The 14556-nt window shown below is 66.4% G+C and carries 15 protein-coding genes; 10 read left to right on the top strand and 5 right to left on the bottom strand.

Features of this window, described 5'->3' with window-relative positions; all coding sequences use genetic code 11:
* Nucleotides 1-140: 140 nt before the first annotated feature.
* Entirely contained in the window at nt 141-2078 is a 1938-nt protein-coding gene (gene dnaG, locus VE25_RS04345) for a DNA primase (RefSeq protein WP_046107373.1), read from the bottom strand.
* 378 nt (nt 2079-2456) lie between these two features.
* Here dnaG and VE25_RS22625 point away from each other — a divergent pair, with 378 nt between their 5' ends.
* The 6 genes from VE25_RS22625 to VE25_RS04370 all read left to right on the top strand — a co-directional run bounded on the left by VE25_RS22625 (nt 2457) and on the right by VE25_RS04370 (nt 7152).
* Nucleotides 2457-2834, top strand: a complete 378-nt coding sequence (locus VE25_RS22625; RefSeq protein ID WP_152664504.1) for a hypothetical protein — start codon at nt 2457-2459, stop codon at nt 2832-2834.
* A gap of 20 nt (nt 2835-2854) precedes the next feature.
* Entirely contained in the window at nt 2855-3100 is a 246-nt protein-coding gene (locus VE25_RS04350; RefSeq protein WP_046107374.1) for a hypothetical protein, read from the top strand.
* 196 nt (nt 3101-3296) lie between these two features.
* Nucleotides 3297-4217, top strand: coding sequence for a sulfurtransferase (locus VE25_RS04355; RefSeq protein WP_046107375.1), 921 nt, complete (start codon nt 3297-3299; stop codon nt 4215-4217).
* Between the two features lie 247 nt (nt 4218-4464).
* Nucleotides 4465-5682, top strand: coding sequence for a YeeE/YedE family protein (locus VE25_RS04360; RefSeq protein WP_046107376.1), 1218 nt, complete (start codon nt 4465-4467; stop codon nt 5680-5682).
* A 454-nt stretch (nt 5683-6136) separates the two neighbouring features.
* Nucleotides 6137-6751 carry a DUF6969 family protein gene (locus tag VE25_RS04365; protein ID WP_046107377.1) on the top strand — a complete coding sequence of 205 codons (615 nt, stop codon included), beginning with the start codon at nt 6137-6139 and terminating at the stop codon, nt 6749-6751.
* A 26-nt stretch (nt 6752-6777) separates the two neighbouring features.
* Nucleotides 6778-7152, top strand: coding sequence for a hypothetical protein (locus VE25_RS04370; protein ID WP_152664505.1), 375 nt, complete (start codon nt 6778-6780; stop codon nt 7150-7152).
* On the opposite strand, the gene VE25_RS04375 is transcribed toward VE25_RS04370, so the two are convergent.
* Nucleotides 7143-7712, bottom strand: coding sequence for an HdeD family acid-resistance protein (locus VE25_RS04375; RefSeq protein ID WP_083988711.1), 570 nt, complete (start codon nt 7710-7712; stop codon nt 7143-7145). The genes VE25_RS04370 and VE25_RS04375 overlap by 10 nt on opposite strands.
* Before the next feature lie 293 nt (nt 7713-8005).
* Here VE25_RS04375 and VE25_RS04380 point away from each other — a divergent pair, with 293 nt between their 5' ends.
* Nucleotides 8006-9199, top strand: a complete 1194-nt coding sequence (locus VE25_RS04380; RefSeq protein ID WP_046107380.1) for an MFS transporter — start codon at nt 8006-8008, stop codon at nt 9197-9199.
* Between the two features lie 155 nt (nt 9200-9354).
* On the opposite strand, the gene VE25_RS04385 is transcribed toward VE25_RS04380, so the two are convergent.
* Entirely contained in the window at nt 9355-9804 is a 450-nt protein-coding gene (locus VE25_RS04385; RefSeq protein WP_046107381.1) for a GatB/YqeY domain-containing protein, read from the bottom strand.
* A 187-nt stretch (nt 9805-9991) separates the two neighbouring features.
* Between VE25_RS04385 and carA the strand changes: the two genes are divergently transcribed.
* The 3 genes from carA (at nt 9992) to VE25_RS04400 (ending at nt 12953) form a co-directional block, all read left to right on the top strand.
* Nucleotides 9992-11191 carry a glutamine-hydrolyzing carbamoyl-phosphate synthase small subunit gene (carA, locus tag VE25_RS04390; protein ID WP_046107382.1) on the top strand — a complete coding sequence of 400 codons (1200 nt, stop codon included), beginning with the start codon at nt 9992-9994 and terminating at the stop codon, nt 11189-11191.
* A complete protein-coding gene (locus tag VE25_RS04395; protein WP_046107383.1) occupies nt 11188-11928 on the top strand; it encodes a GNAT family N-acetyltransferase in 741 nt (246 codons plus the stop codon). Before carA ends, VE25_RS04395 begins: the two co-directional genes overlap by 4 nt.
* A gap of 116 nt (nt 11929-12044) precedes the next feature.
* Entirely contained in the window at nt 12045-12953 is a 909-nt protein-coding gene (locus VE25_RS04400) for an NADP-dependent oxidoreductase (protein ID WP_046107384.1), read from the top strand.
* Here VE25_RS04400 and VE25_RS04405 read toward each other — a convergent pair.
* A complete protein-coding gene (locus VE25_RS04405) occupies nt 12950-13468 on the bottom strand; it encodes a cupin domain-containing protein (protein WP_046107385.1) in 519 nt (172 codons plus the stop codon). The genes VE25_RS04400 and VE25_RS04405 overlap by 4 nt on opposite strands.
* A gap of 125 nt (nt 13469-13593) precedes the next feature.
* The gene (gene ypfJ, locus VE25_RS04410) at nt 13594-14469 is read right to left on the bottom strand and encodes a KPN_02809 family neutral zinc metallopeptidase (protein WP_046107386.1); all 876 of its coding nucleotides are present in this window, start codon (nt 14467-14469) and stop codon (nt 13594-13596) included.
* Between the last annotated feature and the right edge of the window lie 87 nt (nt 14470-14556).

The following is a 14556-nucleotide window of genomic DNA, read 5'->3' on the forward strand; positions in this document are numbered from 1 at the left end:
TGGGGATAGTTCAAGGCAAGGTAAAGGTCTGGTAAAGCGAGCGTTAACATCAAAACGCCTTAGCCGCTCGCCTCGGTTCCATCACGCACCCAATGCGATGCGCAAAACCGCGCGTACTCGCAGACTTCGAGGCATTTGCCTCAAAAACTGCGCGTCGCGCGTCCCGATAGCGAACCAAATCCTTCGATCAACGCCTCTGTGCCATCCACAGTGGTAATCTGGTTCTTGATGTCGCGCAGCCTTTCAAAGGTTTCCTCGCTCGGGTCTTCGCCCAGCGCCGCTTCGGCTGCCTTGAGTTCCCTATTTAGCTGAACTTTCTTGTTATGCAAGGCCAGCGCGTGATTCAAACCGGTCTCGGCGTCGATTCGCGCGATATCGGCCGATATCTGCCAGACGCCCTGGCGCGCCAGCATCTGCCGCAGCCGTTCCAGCGCCTCGCCGAACCCGCGCGCCCCGAGCGCCTGGTCGAGGTCGGCGGCGCTCATGTCGTGGTGGCGCATGACGAGGTCGAGGATGGCCGAGAGCAGCCCGCGTGCGGTCGGCGTCTCGAAGTCGAGCGTCGCCAGCGCCTCGAACCGTTCCTCGGCGAGCGGCGGGTGGTTGACGAGGCTTATCAGGATCACCGCCTCGCGCGGGGTCGCGTCCGCCATGACGCTGGGCTTCAGCAGCCGCGAGTTGCGCAGCGTGTCCGAGACCACGAGCCGCGGGCTGCCGCGCCCCGCCGAGGCATATGCGCTTCCCCGCGGTCCGCGCGCCCCGCCCTTCTGCTGCCCCTGCCAGCGGTCACGCCGCACCGGCGTGAAGAACGCGCGTAGCTGCTCATCGAACGCCTGCCCGTAGTGCCGGCGCACCGAGGCATCGCCGATGGAATTGGCCCGCTCGCGCAACCGCGCCTCGAGCGCCGCCCGCGCTTCCGGCGTTTCCGGCACCAGGCCACCGGTTTCCATGCTCCAGATCACGTCCGACAGGCTCCTCGCCCGGTCGACTACGTCCTGAAACGCGGCCCTGCCTTGCGCCTTGATCAGGTCGTCGGGATCGAGCCCCTCGGGGAGCGTTGCGATCTTGACCGTCTTGCCCGGCGCCAGGTGCGGCAGCACCAGGTTCGCCGCCCGCTCGGCTGCGCGCTGCCCCGCCGCGTCCCCATCGAAGCACAGCACCGGCGCGTCGCTCATTCGCCAGAGGAGCTGCAGATGCTCCTCGGTCATCGCCGTGCCGAGCGGCGCAACCGTCCCCTCGAACCCGGCGGTCACCGCCGCGATCACGTCGAGATAGCCCTCGACGACGATCACGGTCTTGCCCTCCTGCGCCCCCTTCCTCGCCGCCTGCCCGTTGTAGAGCGTCAGCCGCTTGTGGAAGAGCTCGGTCTCGGGCGAGTTGAGATATTTGGCCGGCACGTCCGCCGCCATCGCCCGCCCCCCGAAGGCGATGATCCGCCCTCGGAAATCGGCGATGGGGAACATCACCCGGTCGCGGAAGCGGTCGTAGGGCACCGCGATGTCCTCGCCGTGAACCACGAGCCCGGCATCGATCATCTGCTGGCCCGAGACACCGTTGGCCGCCAGGTGTTCTTTCAATCCATTGCGGCTGTCGGGCGCATAGCCCAGCCTGAACCGGGCCTGCGCCCCGGCCGAAACACCCCGCTCGAAAAGATATCCCCGCGCCCGCGCCCCAATGTTGTGCGCCAGGGCCGCCTCGAAATACTTGGCCGCAAGCTCCATCACATCGAGAAGCCCGCGGGCCTCCCGCTCGCGCTTTTCGGTCCGCTCGTCGCGTGCCGGCATCGGCACGCCGGCCATGGCGGCGAGTTTCTCCACCGCCTCGGGAAAGCTCATGCCCGTCTTTTCGGTCAGGAACCGGAAATGGTCCCCATGCGCCCCGCAGCCGAAGCAATGGTAGATGCCCTTGCGGTCATCCGCGTGGAAGCTCGGGCTCTTCTCGCCATGGAACGGGCAGCACGCCCACATGTCCCCGCGCGCCGGCTGGCTCTTGCGCTTGTCCCACAGCACATGCTCGCCCACCACCTGCGTGATCGACAGGCGCTGGCGGATCTCGTCGAGGAACTGGTCGGAAAAGCGCATGAGAGAGATAAGTAAGTGCTGGCCGGCAGGAAGTCACCTCGCCCAGCCCGGTTATCCCACTTATCCCCCGCGCCGGGCGCAGCGGTTACGCTGAAACCCGCCGCGATTTACCGCTGCAAGGCCGCGGCACGCCCTTGTGCCAATTTCCCCTGAACCGTCAGCGCGTTAGCCCAAACGCACCCCGCCCACAGCCACAACGTTCCGCCCCACATGGGTAACCCAGCGGCAGCATTCGGTTAACATATCGACCGCACACGTTAACACCTGGCCCATGGTAGGACGCCGCAAATCGGGCTCAAACTGCGAGAACCAGCAAACTTATCCCCGCGCCTTCCATCCATGTGAGACTTGCGTCGATGAAAACGACGCGAGGTCGCGATGGATTGGTACGAAGAACTTGAACTCAAGCGGGCAATCCGCCGCCTGACGATGGAGTTCCGGATGGAAGCGGCGGCAATTCGGGTTCGAGTGGCACTCCGCCGATTAGTCGACTGGGCGGAAAAAGGCGGCTTCGACCCCAATCAGCCACGCGTGCCTGCGGGCAGTTCCGATGGAGGACAATGGACCCGGGCGGGTTCAAGTGAAGTCGATCGCATCATCTCCATTGCGCAAAAATTGACTTTCCAGGCAGGTCCACTGAGTTACGATGAGTGCTTGGACCTGTGTTATCCGCTTCTCGAAAGACCGCAGCCACGCTGGAGTGACAGAAACATGTGGGACTTTCACGCTTGCATGAAAATATGCCAGGGAAAATAAAGGAAAATAGAGGAAAAGAGATGAGTATAGATACCGCAAAACATGTTATCAGCGTTGCGTTCCAATGTGGATCGCAACTACAGGATCTCATGAAAATTCTTCGAGCGCAGTGCGGTCCGGAGGAGTACAAGATGTATGCGATTGGCATCGCAGCATCCATCGACAAAATCAGCACGGAGCTGATCGACAGGGCCTTGTCGTCCTATCCGGAGCTCAAGCAAGAAATCGAACAGCAACTGCAAGAAACAGGGCGATTCACCCCGTAAGCCATTCGGTCGACGTCAAGTGCCGGCACGCAGCCTCCGAAACCCGACCGCCCCAATCGAGAATGCCTTTCTCGTCCCCGCCCCCTCCCCGCAACGATAATTCCCGCCATTGCCGCAATAGGATAAGCCGTCGCCGGACTTGGCCCCGCGCGCTTTGCTAGTCTTGAACGACTTTGCGAGACTGGGAGCTTTCCACATGCGCCTTTCCACCCTTGCCGCTGCCGCCGTCGTCGGCCTCGCCTTCGTCACCGCCGCCCACGCCGAGCGGCTGACCGATCAGCCCCTGGTCGATGCGGCCTGGCTGCAGCAGAACCTCGGCAACGAGAGCCTCGTCGTCCTTGACGTGCGCGATGCCGTCGAGAACGTGCAGCCCTATGCCAGCGCCCACATTCCCGGCGCCATCAGCGCCCCCTACGCCACCTCCGGCTGGCGCCAGGAAGTGCAGGGCATTCCGGGCCAGTTCCCGGGCGAAGAAGCCGCCACGCAGCTCATCGGCAATCTCGGCATCTCCAATGACGACCATGTGGTGATCGTCGCCCAGGGCACCGACTCCTCGGAATTCGGCGCCGCCACCCGCGTCTACTGGACCTTCAAGGTCCTCGGCCACGACGCCGTCTCCATCCTCAACGGCGGCGCCCGCGCCTGGGAGGCCGCCGGCGGCGAGGTGACCGACGTCGCCACCGTCCTCGAGCCCGGGACGTTCACATCGAACTTCCGCCAGGAGCTGCTCGCCACCACCGCCGATGTGCAGACCGCCCTTGCCGACGGCACGCCGCTGGTCGACGGTCGCCCCGCCGGCCAGTATCGCGGTGAGAGCAAGAGCCCGGTCACCCGCGTCCCCGGCACCATCCCCGGCGCCGTCAACATCGAGAACGGCAGCTTCTACGACGCCCAGAACGCGTCCTTCGCCGATGCCGCCACCATTGCGGCTCTGGCTGAAGACGTCGGTGTGGGCGCGGAGGATGCCAACATCGCCTTCTGCAACACCGGCCACTGGGCTTCGATCATCTGGTTCGGCCTCTCGGAGGTGCAAGGTAACACCAACACCCGCATGTACGACGGCTCGCTTGCCGAATGGACCGCCGACCCGGCCCGCCCGGTCGAGAACGGCGTTTGACGGCCTGGGACGTTGAACGACTCTGCGGACTTCGAAACGTCCTACACTCCCCGGGTCATACCCGCGAAAGCGGAACCTCTGTTGGCTGGATCAGCAAGAGGAACGGAGGTCCCCGCTTTCGCGGGGATGACCGCAGGGTGGTTTGGCGCCAAACCAGATGTCTCCAGTGACGGGTGTTCGGCCGGTTCTGGACATCTGGTCTCCTGGGGTCCAATAACCGGGTAGTGCCCAACCAGCTTTAGCCACAATGAGCCAGATATCAGCCACCGCCCCGGCGCCATCCGCGCCCGGCATTTCCAGCGACAAGGGCGTCGTCCTCGTCGTCAGCCTCTTGATCCTCATCGGCGCCCAGCTCATCGGGCAGCTGATCTCGCCGCGCCAATCGCTGCTCTTCCTCATCGGCGGTCTGCTCGGCGCCACGCTCTACCACGCCTCCTTTGGCTTCACCGGCGGCTGGCGGCGCTTCGTGGTGGAAAAGCGCGGCCGCGCGATGCGCGCGCAGATGCTGATGATCGGCGTCGCCGCAATCGCCTTCATTCCGCTCCTGGGCCTGGGCAACGCCTTCGGCCAGCCGCTCGTCGGCGCCACCGCCCCCGTCGGCGTCTCGGTGCTCATCGGGGCCGCGATCTTCGGCCTCGGCATGCAGCTCGGCGGCGGGTGCGGGTCGGGCACGCTCTTCACCGTCGGCGGCGGCAGCGCCCGGATGCTGGTGACGCTAGCCTTCTTCATCATCGGCGCCCTCGCCGGCACCGCCCACCTGCCCTATTGGCTGACCCTGCCCTCGATGCCCGCCACCAGCCTCGGCACTGTCCTTGGCGTGCCCGGCGGCGTTGCGGTGACCCTCATCGGCCTTGCCGCCGTGGCGCTTGTCACCGCGCTCATCGAGCGGCGCACCCACGGCGACATCGAGAAAGCCCCGAAGCCCGCTCGTCATGGCATCGAGCGCCTGCTGCACGGCCCGTGGCCGCTGGTCGGCGCGGGCCTGCTCCTTGCCGCGCTCAACCTCGCGACGCTCCTCGCTGCCGGCCACCCATGGTCGATCACCTACGGCTTCGGCCTCTGGGGCGCCAAGATCGCGCAGGCGGTCGGCGTGCCGGTCGAAACCTGGGAGTTCTGGACCTGGCCGGCCCAGGCCCGAGCTCTCAACGACAGCGTGCTGGCCGACGTCACTTCGGTTATGGATTTCGGCATCATCCTCGGCGCAGCGCTCGCCGCCGGCCTTGCCGGCAAGTTCGCCCCGCGCGACAAGCTGCCGTTCCTGTCGCTCTTAGCCGCCGTCGTCGGCGGGCTGCTGATGGGCTATGGCGCCCGCCTCTCGTTCGGCTGCAATATCGGCGCCCTTTTCTCGGGTATCGCCTCGGGGAGCCTCCACGGCTGGCTCTGGTTCGCCGCCGCCTTCGCCGGCAGCTATCTCGGCATCCTCGCCCGCCCGATCTTCGGCCTCGACGGGTTCAAGACGTCATGAGCAACCGCAACACGCTCCTCTTCGGCGCCGCCATGGTCGTCGCCACCTCCGCCGTCGCCGCCGACCACTACGCCCACCGCGCGGCGCCCGCCCCGGCACCGGCCGCCGCCAGCACAGCGGCTCCATGTGCCGCCGCTCCGTGCGCTGCAGCCCCCTGTGCCGCTGCCGCTCCATGTGCCGCAGCGCCGGCAGCAGCGCCTTGCGCAGCCGCTCCATGTGCTGCTTCGGCGCCCTGCTCTGCCGCTCCCGCGCCGGCTCCCTGCGCGGCAGCAGCTCCATGCGCCGCAGCAGCTCCGTGCTCAGCCGCTGCACCCTGTGCGGCCGTCGCACCCTGTGCCGCGACCGCTCCGTGCAGTGCCGCCCCAGCTCCCGCGCCTGCTGTCGCACCTTGTGCAGCGGCAGCCCCCTGCGCTGCTGCCGCGCCCTGCGCCGCCGCGGGACAGTAGGAGGACCAATGACAGAGGACGCCCGTCGCCGCGCCGCACAGGAAGCCCTCTTCTGCGAGGCGATCCTCGCCAAGACCGGCGACAACGTGCTGCTCGATACCCTGCGCGGCGCGCCCTCGGTAACGGCCTGGCAGCACTATCCTGAGGGCGACGTCTACGACCGCGACAGCGGCGCCCAGTGGTACTACCACTGCCACGATCCCTCGCCCGGCGCCCGCGAGCACGGCCACTTTCACTGCTTCCTGCGGCCTGACGGGGCGCAGGGGCCCGTGCACCATCTCGTCGCCGTCGGCGTCGATCCTTACGGCAAGCTCATCCGGCTCTTCACCGTCAACCAATGGGTCGTCGGCGACACCTGGGCAGATGCCGAGACGACCATCGCGCTCCTCGACCGCTTCAACGCCGAGGTCGGCCGCCCGTCCTACCTCGTCAACCGCTGGCTGACGGCGATCCTCTCGCTCTACCACGACGATATCGTCGCCCTCGTCCGCCGCCGCGACGAGGTTCTGGCCGCCCACACGCCACCGCAAGGCACGCCCGCCCGCGAGGACCGCGCCCTCGAGGTCACGTCGCAGATCGAAGCCGACCTTGCCTCCAGCGCTGCCGCGCTCGGCCTTTCCTGATGCCGGCTGCCGGGCGCAAGCTCCCCTTGGCGCTGCTCATCGCGCTGACCACCGGCCCTGCCCTCGTCGTCGGCACCGGCCTCTGGCTCCTTGCCGATCTCATGCCCCAATGCGCGCCGGAGGTGCACGAGAGCGTCACCTCGCCGGACGGCACGGCAACGCTCGCTGTCTTCAGCCTCGATTGCGGCGCGGCCGATGGCTCCAACACCCAGGCGGCAGTCCATTCGGCTGCCGAGCCCTTCTCTCAGGAAAACGCGCAGGTTTTCTTTGTCGCCGAGGGCACCCATGACCTCTCGCCCCGCTGGCGCGAGGACGGCAGCATCGTGATCGACGCGCCCGCAGGCGCGGCGATCACCCGTCAGCTCGATCGTGTGGGCAGCTCCGCAGTCGTCTACGACTGAACGTCCTTGGCCCGCTGCCAGAGCCGCCAGGCCCAGCCGAAGAGCCCGAAGGAGAAGATGATGAGGAGGATTCCGCCGAACATCATCATCACCTCCGCGCTGATCAGCGGGAAGAGCGCCAGCACGATGCCGAAGAGTACGTAGAAGATGCCGCTGAGGAGCACCGGCCAGATGCGCGCATAGCTCTCGCGCTCGCGGATAACGATCCAGATCTCCATGATGCCGACGACGATGGCCGCGATCGCCGCGAGATAGACGAAGAACGTCACCGTCAGCACCGTCACCAGCAGCGGACTCAGGAGGATCAGGACGCCGAGGATCAGCGAGACCACGTTGGAGATGACGTCGAACCAGTAGTTACCGCTCTTGCCGCCGCCGAAGGTCAGGCTCCACAGCCCCAGCACGCTGTCGATGATCAAGAGGATGCCGCCCGCGATCACCAGCGCCGTCAGCGCCGGCCCGGGAAAGATGAGTGCATAGAGACCCGCAAGCAGCATCAGCAGCCCGCGCAGCCCTGTCGCCCAGGCGTAATTCTTCATCGTTCTCTGGCTGACAGCCATTTCGTAGCCCTCCGTTGTGGGCGGAATTCCGCCCGGAACCCACAAAGATCAGCATACGCCCTTCACGCCACCGCCCAAGTGTTTTCTTGCATCAAATCAATATCATCTGTGCTGACAACACCTGTCATCACCACGGTCTGGAACACTTCACTGCAGTTCTGCCGACCAGGTCTTCGCGCCGGCGTCGCCTCGACATTTTGGCGTCCCCTGTCGAGATTATCTCCATGGACAGGCGGGCATGCACTGTGGTTTGAGACCCCTTCCATTTGGAGAGCGCTTCGCGCCGCCTTCCCATGTCCCTGCCGCTCCTCACCCTCTTCCTCGCTGCCTTTGCCCTCGGCACCGCCGAATTCGTCATTGCGGGCGTGCTGCCGGAGGTGGCGCTCGGCCTCGATGTCTCGATTCCCGTCGCCGGCATGCTGGTGACGGGCTATGCCGTCGGCATCGCGGCGGGCGGCCCGCTGCTGGCGCTCGCCACCAATGGCATGAGCCGCAGGACGCTGATCGTCTGGCTCTGCGGGGTCTTCGCCGCCGGCCAGGTGCTCTGTGCTACCGCGCCCAGTTTCGAGCTACTGCTGGCCGCCCGCGTCCTCGTCGCCGTCGTCCACGGCACCTATTTCGGCATCGCCGCCATCGTTGCGGTCAACCTCGTGCCGCCGGAACGTCGAGGATTCGCGGTCGCCCTGCTGCTTGCGGGGCTGACCGTCTCCAATATCCTCGGCGTTCCGGCCGGCACCGCCATCGGCAATGCTTTCGGCTGGCGGGCGACCTTCTGGGCCATTGCCGGGCTCGGGCTCGTCGCGACTCTCGCCACGGCGTTCGTATTGCCCGATACCGGACAGAAAGGCGGGTCAGCCGGCAAGCTCCTCACCGAGTTCAAGGCTCTTGGCCGCCAGCAGGTGCTGCTCTCGCTCCTCATCGCGTTCCTAGTGATGATCGGGCAGTACAGCCTCTTCACCTACATCGCCCCGCTCCTGCGCGAGGTGACCGGCCTTTCGCAGGACATGGTGCCCTGGGTGCTGCTGCTCTTCGGGCTCGGGGCCACCGTCGGCGTCATGGCCGGCGGACGCCTGGCCGACTGGAAGCTCCTGCCCTCGCTCATCATCATTCTTGCAACGCAAGCCGTGATGTACCTGCTGGTCTATCTCGTCAGCCCTTATCCCATCGCCTTTGCCGTCGTTGCCTTCGCCTGGGGCGGGGCCAACTTCGCCTTCGGCTCGCCGCTGCAGACGCGCATCCTGCAATGGGCGGCGGACGCGCCCAACCTTGCCTCGACCCTCATTCCGTCCGCGTTCAACGTCGGCATCGCCGTCGGCGCAGCGCTCGGCGCCGGCCTCATCGATGCCGGCATCGGCTACCGCAACCTGCCGTGGATCGGGGTAGCCTGCCAGGTGCTGGCGGTCGGCGTCGCGATCGGTTCTGCCGTATGGGAGAAACGTGCCCGGCAGGTGCCGCCGCTGGGCGCTGAACCGGCGGCGGCCGAGTAACCTGCCACGCCCTCGTGGTTCGAGGCGCCTTCGGCGCACCTCACTATGAGGGCTGATGTGAGCCCGATGCAGTCCCAGTTAGTCCCTTATCGCGCAGTAGCCCTCATGGTGAGATGCGGAGCGTAGCGAAGCCTCGAACCACGAGGGCGTGGCACTCAGCTCAGAGCAGCACGCACCAGCCCCGATGCCTTCCCGAAATCGATTCGACCCGGATAATCCGCCTTCAGCTGCGCGATGACCTTGCCCATGTCCTTGACGCCCTCGGCGCCGGTCGAAGCGATCGCCGCCTTGATGGCCGCCTCCACCTCCGCCTCGGAGAGTGCTTTGGGCAGGAACTCGTTGAGGATATCGATCTCTTGCTTCTCGACGGTCGCGAGGTCCGTGCGCCCGGCCTGAGCGTAGATGGCGAAACTCTCCTCGCGCTGCTTAACCATCTTCTGCAGGAGCGAAAGAATTTCCTCGCTGGTCGCCGGACCCTTGCCCTCCCCGCGGTTGGCGATGTCCTTGTCCTGGATCGCCGCATTGATCGCCCGCAGCGTCGCTGTGCGGCGCTGGTCGCGCGCCTTCAATGCCGTCTTCAGACCCTCGCCGATTGTCTCGCGCATGGCTGCCATCCCGTTGTTTTGTCCGATTTGGCCAACATATAGGGCCGGAAAGTGCATCGCGCCACTTGCGCTGGTGGAGCCGGCCTTTTAAGAGCAGGCTTCAACCGAAAGATGAAATCGCCCGCTTACCGGTCGGCCCACGCCGTCCGGTCTCGACGCGCGGGCAAGAACCCCTGGAGTTCCCACCGTGACCGGCTGGCAGAAAAAACCCGCGACCGCCCTTCTGATCCTGGCCGACGGCACGCGCCTGGAAGGTTTTGGGCTCGGCGCCGAAGGCCACGCGGCCGGGGAAGTCTGCTTCAACACCGCCATGACCGGCTACCAGGAGATACTGACGGACCCCTCCTATGCCGGCCAGATCATCACCTTCACCTTCCCCCATATCGGCAATGTCGGCGCTAACGACGAGGATATCGAGACGGTCAACATGGCCGCCCTCTCGGGCGTGCGCGGCGTCATCCTCAAGGCCGACATCACCAACCCCTCCAACTGGCGCGCGGCCGAAAAGCTCGATGCCTGGCTGAAGAAGCGCAATATCGTGGGCATCGCCGGCATCGATACCCGCGCGCTCACCGCCCGCATCCGTGAGAACGGCATGCCCAACGGCGTCGTCGCCCACTCGCCCGATGGCTATTTCCACGAGCCCTCGATCATGGCCGAGCTCAAGGCCTTTCCGGGCCTCGAGGGCCTGGATCTCGCCAAGGAAGTCACCACCGCCCAGACCTATCACTGGAACCAGACGAGCTGGCAGTGGGGCCGTGGCTATGGCGAGGAGGAGAACCCGCGGTTCCACATCGTCGCTATCGACTACGGGGCCAAGCGCAACATCCTGCGCTGCCTCGCCGACCAGGGCGCGAAAGTGACCGTCCTGCCCGCGACCGCCACGGCCCAGGACGTGCTCGACCACAATCCGGACGGCATCTTCCTGTCCAACGGCCCCGGCGACCCGGCCGCGACCGGCAAGTATGCGGTGCCGACCATCAGGAAGCTGATGGAGACCGGCAAGCCGATGTTCGGCATCTGCCTCGGTCACCAGCTCCTGGGGCTGGCGCTCGGCGGCACGACCTCCAAGATGCACCAGGGCCATCATGGCGCCAACCACCCGGTCAAGGACCTGACGACCGGCAAGGTCGAGATCACCTCGATGAATCACGGCTTCGCCGTCGACAAGGCGAGCCTGCCGTCCGGCGTCACCGAGACCCACGTCTCGCTCTTCGATGGCTCCAATGCCGGCCTCAAGGTCGAGGGCAAGCCGATCTTTTCGGTGCAGTACCACCCGGAAGCCAGCCCCGGCCCCAAGGACAGCCACTATCTCTTCACCCGCTTCCTCAACCACGTGCGCGAACAGAAGGGCCTCGACAAGCAGCCCGAATTCGTCAAGCCGTGACCATCGAGCTCGTTTCAGCGGCGGACCGGCCCGATCTCGTCGGACCGGCCGAGAAGATGGGCGGCTCCCTCTGGCCGCCCTATATCTCGACGCCCGCCTACTTCGAGTACTGGAACGATCTCTACAAGGGCGATCTCGCCCGCTTCCAGACGATCGCCATCGACAGCGAAACCGGCACCATTGCCGCCCTTGGCAACTGCATTCCGTTCCCTTGGCAGGATGACCTGCCCGACGAAGGTTGGGACTGGGTGCTAGAGACCGGAGGCAATGCCGCGCGCCAGGGCACTGCCTGCGACGCCGTCTCGGCCCTTTCGGTCGGGGTACGCCCCGATCATCGCAGCTCCGGCCTTGCCCAGCGAATGCTGGAAGCCATGAAGTCCGCCGCCCGCGCCGCAGGCCTCGGCATCATGGTCGCGCCCGTGCGCCCGACCCGCAAGCACCTCTATCCCCTGCACGATTTCGAGACCTATTGCGGCTGGACCCGCGAGGACGGCACGCCGTTCGACCCCTGGCTGCGTACCCACACGCAGATGGGCGCCACCTTCATGAAGCCGGCCTTACGCTCGATGACCGTGACCGGCACCCTCGAGCAATGGCAGCGCTGGACAGAGTTGCGCTTCCCCCAGTCCGGCATCTACTGGCTCCCGCGCGGCCTCGCGCCGCTGGAGGTGGACCTGGAAAAGGGCATCGGCGTCTACACCGAGCCCAACTATTGGCTGCGCCACCCGCTCGATTAGGCGTGCGTTCTCCATAAACGCCCTGACGCGCAACAAGAATCTATGGAGCGCCCCTGCCGACACGCGCGCGCCTCGCCTAACTTGTCGGCACCCGACAGCTTGAGGGGAGTCTTGTCATGCGCGCAGCCCGCTTTGCCGCCTTCGGCGGTCCCGAAGTGCTTGCCATCGAGGATATTCCCGTGCCCGAGCCGGCGTCCGGCGAGGTGCGCATCAAGGTCGAGACAGCAGCCATCCAGCCCTTCGACCGGCGCGTGCGCTCGGGCACCCTGCCCCTGCCGCCCGGCGTTGCCCTGCCGATCACCACCAGCAACGAGTTCTCCGGCAGGATCGATGCGCTTGGCGGGGGCGTGACCGGCTTTTCCGTCGGCGATCCCGTCGCCGGCAGGCGCCTCTTCGGATGCGCGGCCGAATATCTCGTCGTTCCCGCCAGCGACATTGCGCTCAAGCCTGCCCAGCTCTCCTTCGCCGAGGCCGCGACCCTCGGCGGCACGGCCCAGACCGCCGATGCCGCGGTAGAGGCCCTCGATATCGGCCCGGGCGACGTGCTGCTGATCCATGGCGCGGCCGGCGGCGTCGGCACCTTCGCCACCCAACTGGCGCTCCTGCGCGGGGCGACCGTCATCGGCACGGCCAGTCCCGCCAATCAGGACTATGTCGGCGGGATCGGCGCTGTGCCGCTCGTCTACGGACCGGGCCTTGCCGAGCGCATCTCGGACGCCGCGCCGCGCGGCGTCACCGCCATACTCGATTGCGCCGGCGGCCCTGCCCTCGACCTGTCGCTGACACTCGGCGTGCCGCTCGCGCGGATTTCCTCGCTGGGTGATCCGCGTGGCAAGGAACTCGGCCTGCGCGCGGTGGGAGGCGCGCGAGACGGCCAGCGTCTGGCCAAGCTCCTCACGCTCTCCGCAGAGGGCCGGCTCGCCGCTACCGTGCGCAGGATCTTCCCGCTCCACGATATCGTAGAGGCCCACCGCGAGCTCGAGAGCGGCCACGGGCGCGGCAAGATCGTGGTCGCGGTCCGCTAAGGTTTCCAGCGCTCAAGCAGCGGCCCCTGCGTGCCGCCGACAGGGTCGGTCTCGGGCAAGGGCACGTGGGCGATGTTGTCGTCGGCGCGCGGCCGCTCGCCGTCCTTGCCTTCCAAGAGGTCCCAGCTCTGGCCGGGTGGATAGCCGCCGACGACGAGGAAATCGTCGGACGAGGAGAGCCGCCGATGCGCGACGCCGGCCGGGATGACGATGACGTCGCCCGCCGCCACGTCGAACTCGCGCCCTTCCGGACCGCCGAGCATCAGCCGGGCGGAACCTCTAGCGATTCCAAGCACTTCGTGGGCGGTCGAGTGGTAGTGGTGGAAGGGATAGATGCCGCTGCGCCATTGCGCCGGCCAGTTGTTGGTGCCGAAGAGCAGCTCCATCTGCTCGGGGCTGACCCCGTCCTCGGCGAGCGCGTGCCGGTAGATGAGGAGCGGCAGCCGGCTATTGGGAAACCGGCCGTCGTCGTTGAACTGCTCGATGCTGACGGATGCGATGTTGCCGATGAGCATGGGTTCTGCCTCCCGATTCTTTCCGAACGCGGCAAGCTCGCATCGGGTTCACGCCGGCCGGTCAAACCCGATTAAAACGCCCCCCGACAATGCGATGACATTTTACTCAAATCTCCCTCGATTCCTCACACATTGCCTGAGAACGTGTCGCAGGCGTTGACGTCGCCGCTCTCGAACCCGCGGGTGAACCATGCGCGCCGCTGCGCCGAGGTGCCGTGGTTGAAGGTCTTGGGCACCGCGAACCCCTGCATGCGCTTCTGCAGCGTATCGTCGCCGATCTGGTTGGCCGCATTGATCGCCTCCTCGGCGTCACCCATCTCGAGAAGGTTCTGCTGGCCGGCATAGTTGGCCCAGATGCCCGCATAGCAGTCGGCCTGCAGCTCGACGCGGACGGACCACTGGTTGGCCTCTTCCTGGCTCATCGACTGTCGGGCGCGGTTGAACTCGGGCAGCACGCCGGTGAGATTCTGGATGTGGTGGCCGACCTCGTGCGCCAGCACATAGGCCTGGGCGAAATCGCCCGGCGCGCCGAACTGGCGGTGCAACTGGTCGTAGAAGGCGAGGTCGATGTAGACCTTGCGGTCGGCCGGACAGTAGAACGGCCCGGTGCGCGCATCCGCCATCCCGCAGCCCGAATTGACGGCATCGGTGAAAAGCACCACCGTCGGCTCGGGATAGTCCTCGCCGATGGCGGCGAACTGCTCGGTCCAGAGGTTCTCGGTCTCCTTGATGACGACGCCGACGAAATCGGCGAGCTCGTCCTGACCCTCCTGCGGCAGCTGCCGCGAGCTGCCGGCCGCCGGATTGAGCTGCGACTGCCCGCCGCCCGCCAGCATCTCGAGCGGATTCTGCCCGGTCACCGCCCAGAGGATGCCGAGGACGACGACGATGGCGATGAGCCCGCCGGCGCCGCCCGTGGTGCGTCCGGTCGGTATGCGGATGCCCCCGCCCCGCCCCATGCCGCCGACGCGTGACCGGCGCCGCGACACTTCACCAAACATCAGGGACTTCCACAAGCTGCCCCGTCCCTCCGGCAACGCGCGACCCCGCGCCTAGCGGCCCAGTCTATCCAACCGTCGTCTGCACAG

The organism is Devosia geojensis, from assembly GCF_000969415.1.
GTDB lineage: Bacteria > Pseudomonadota > Alphaproteobacteria > Rhizobiales > Devosiaceae > Devosia > Devosia geojensis.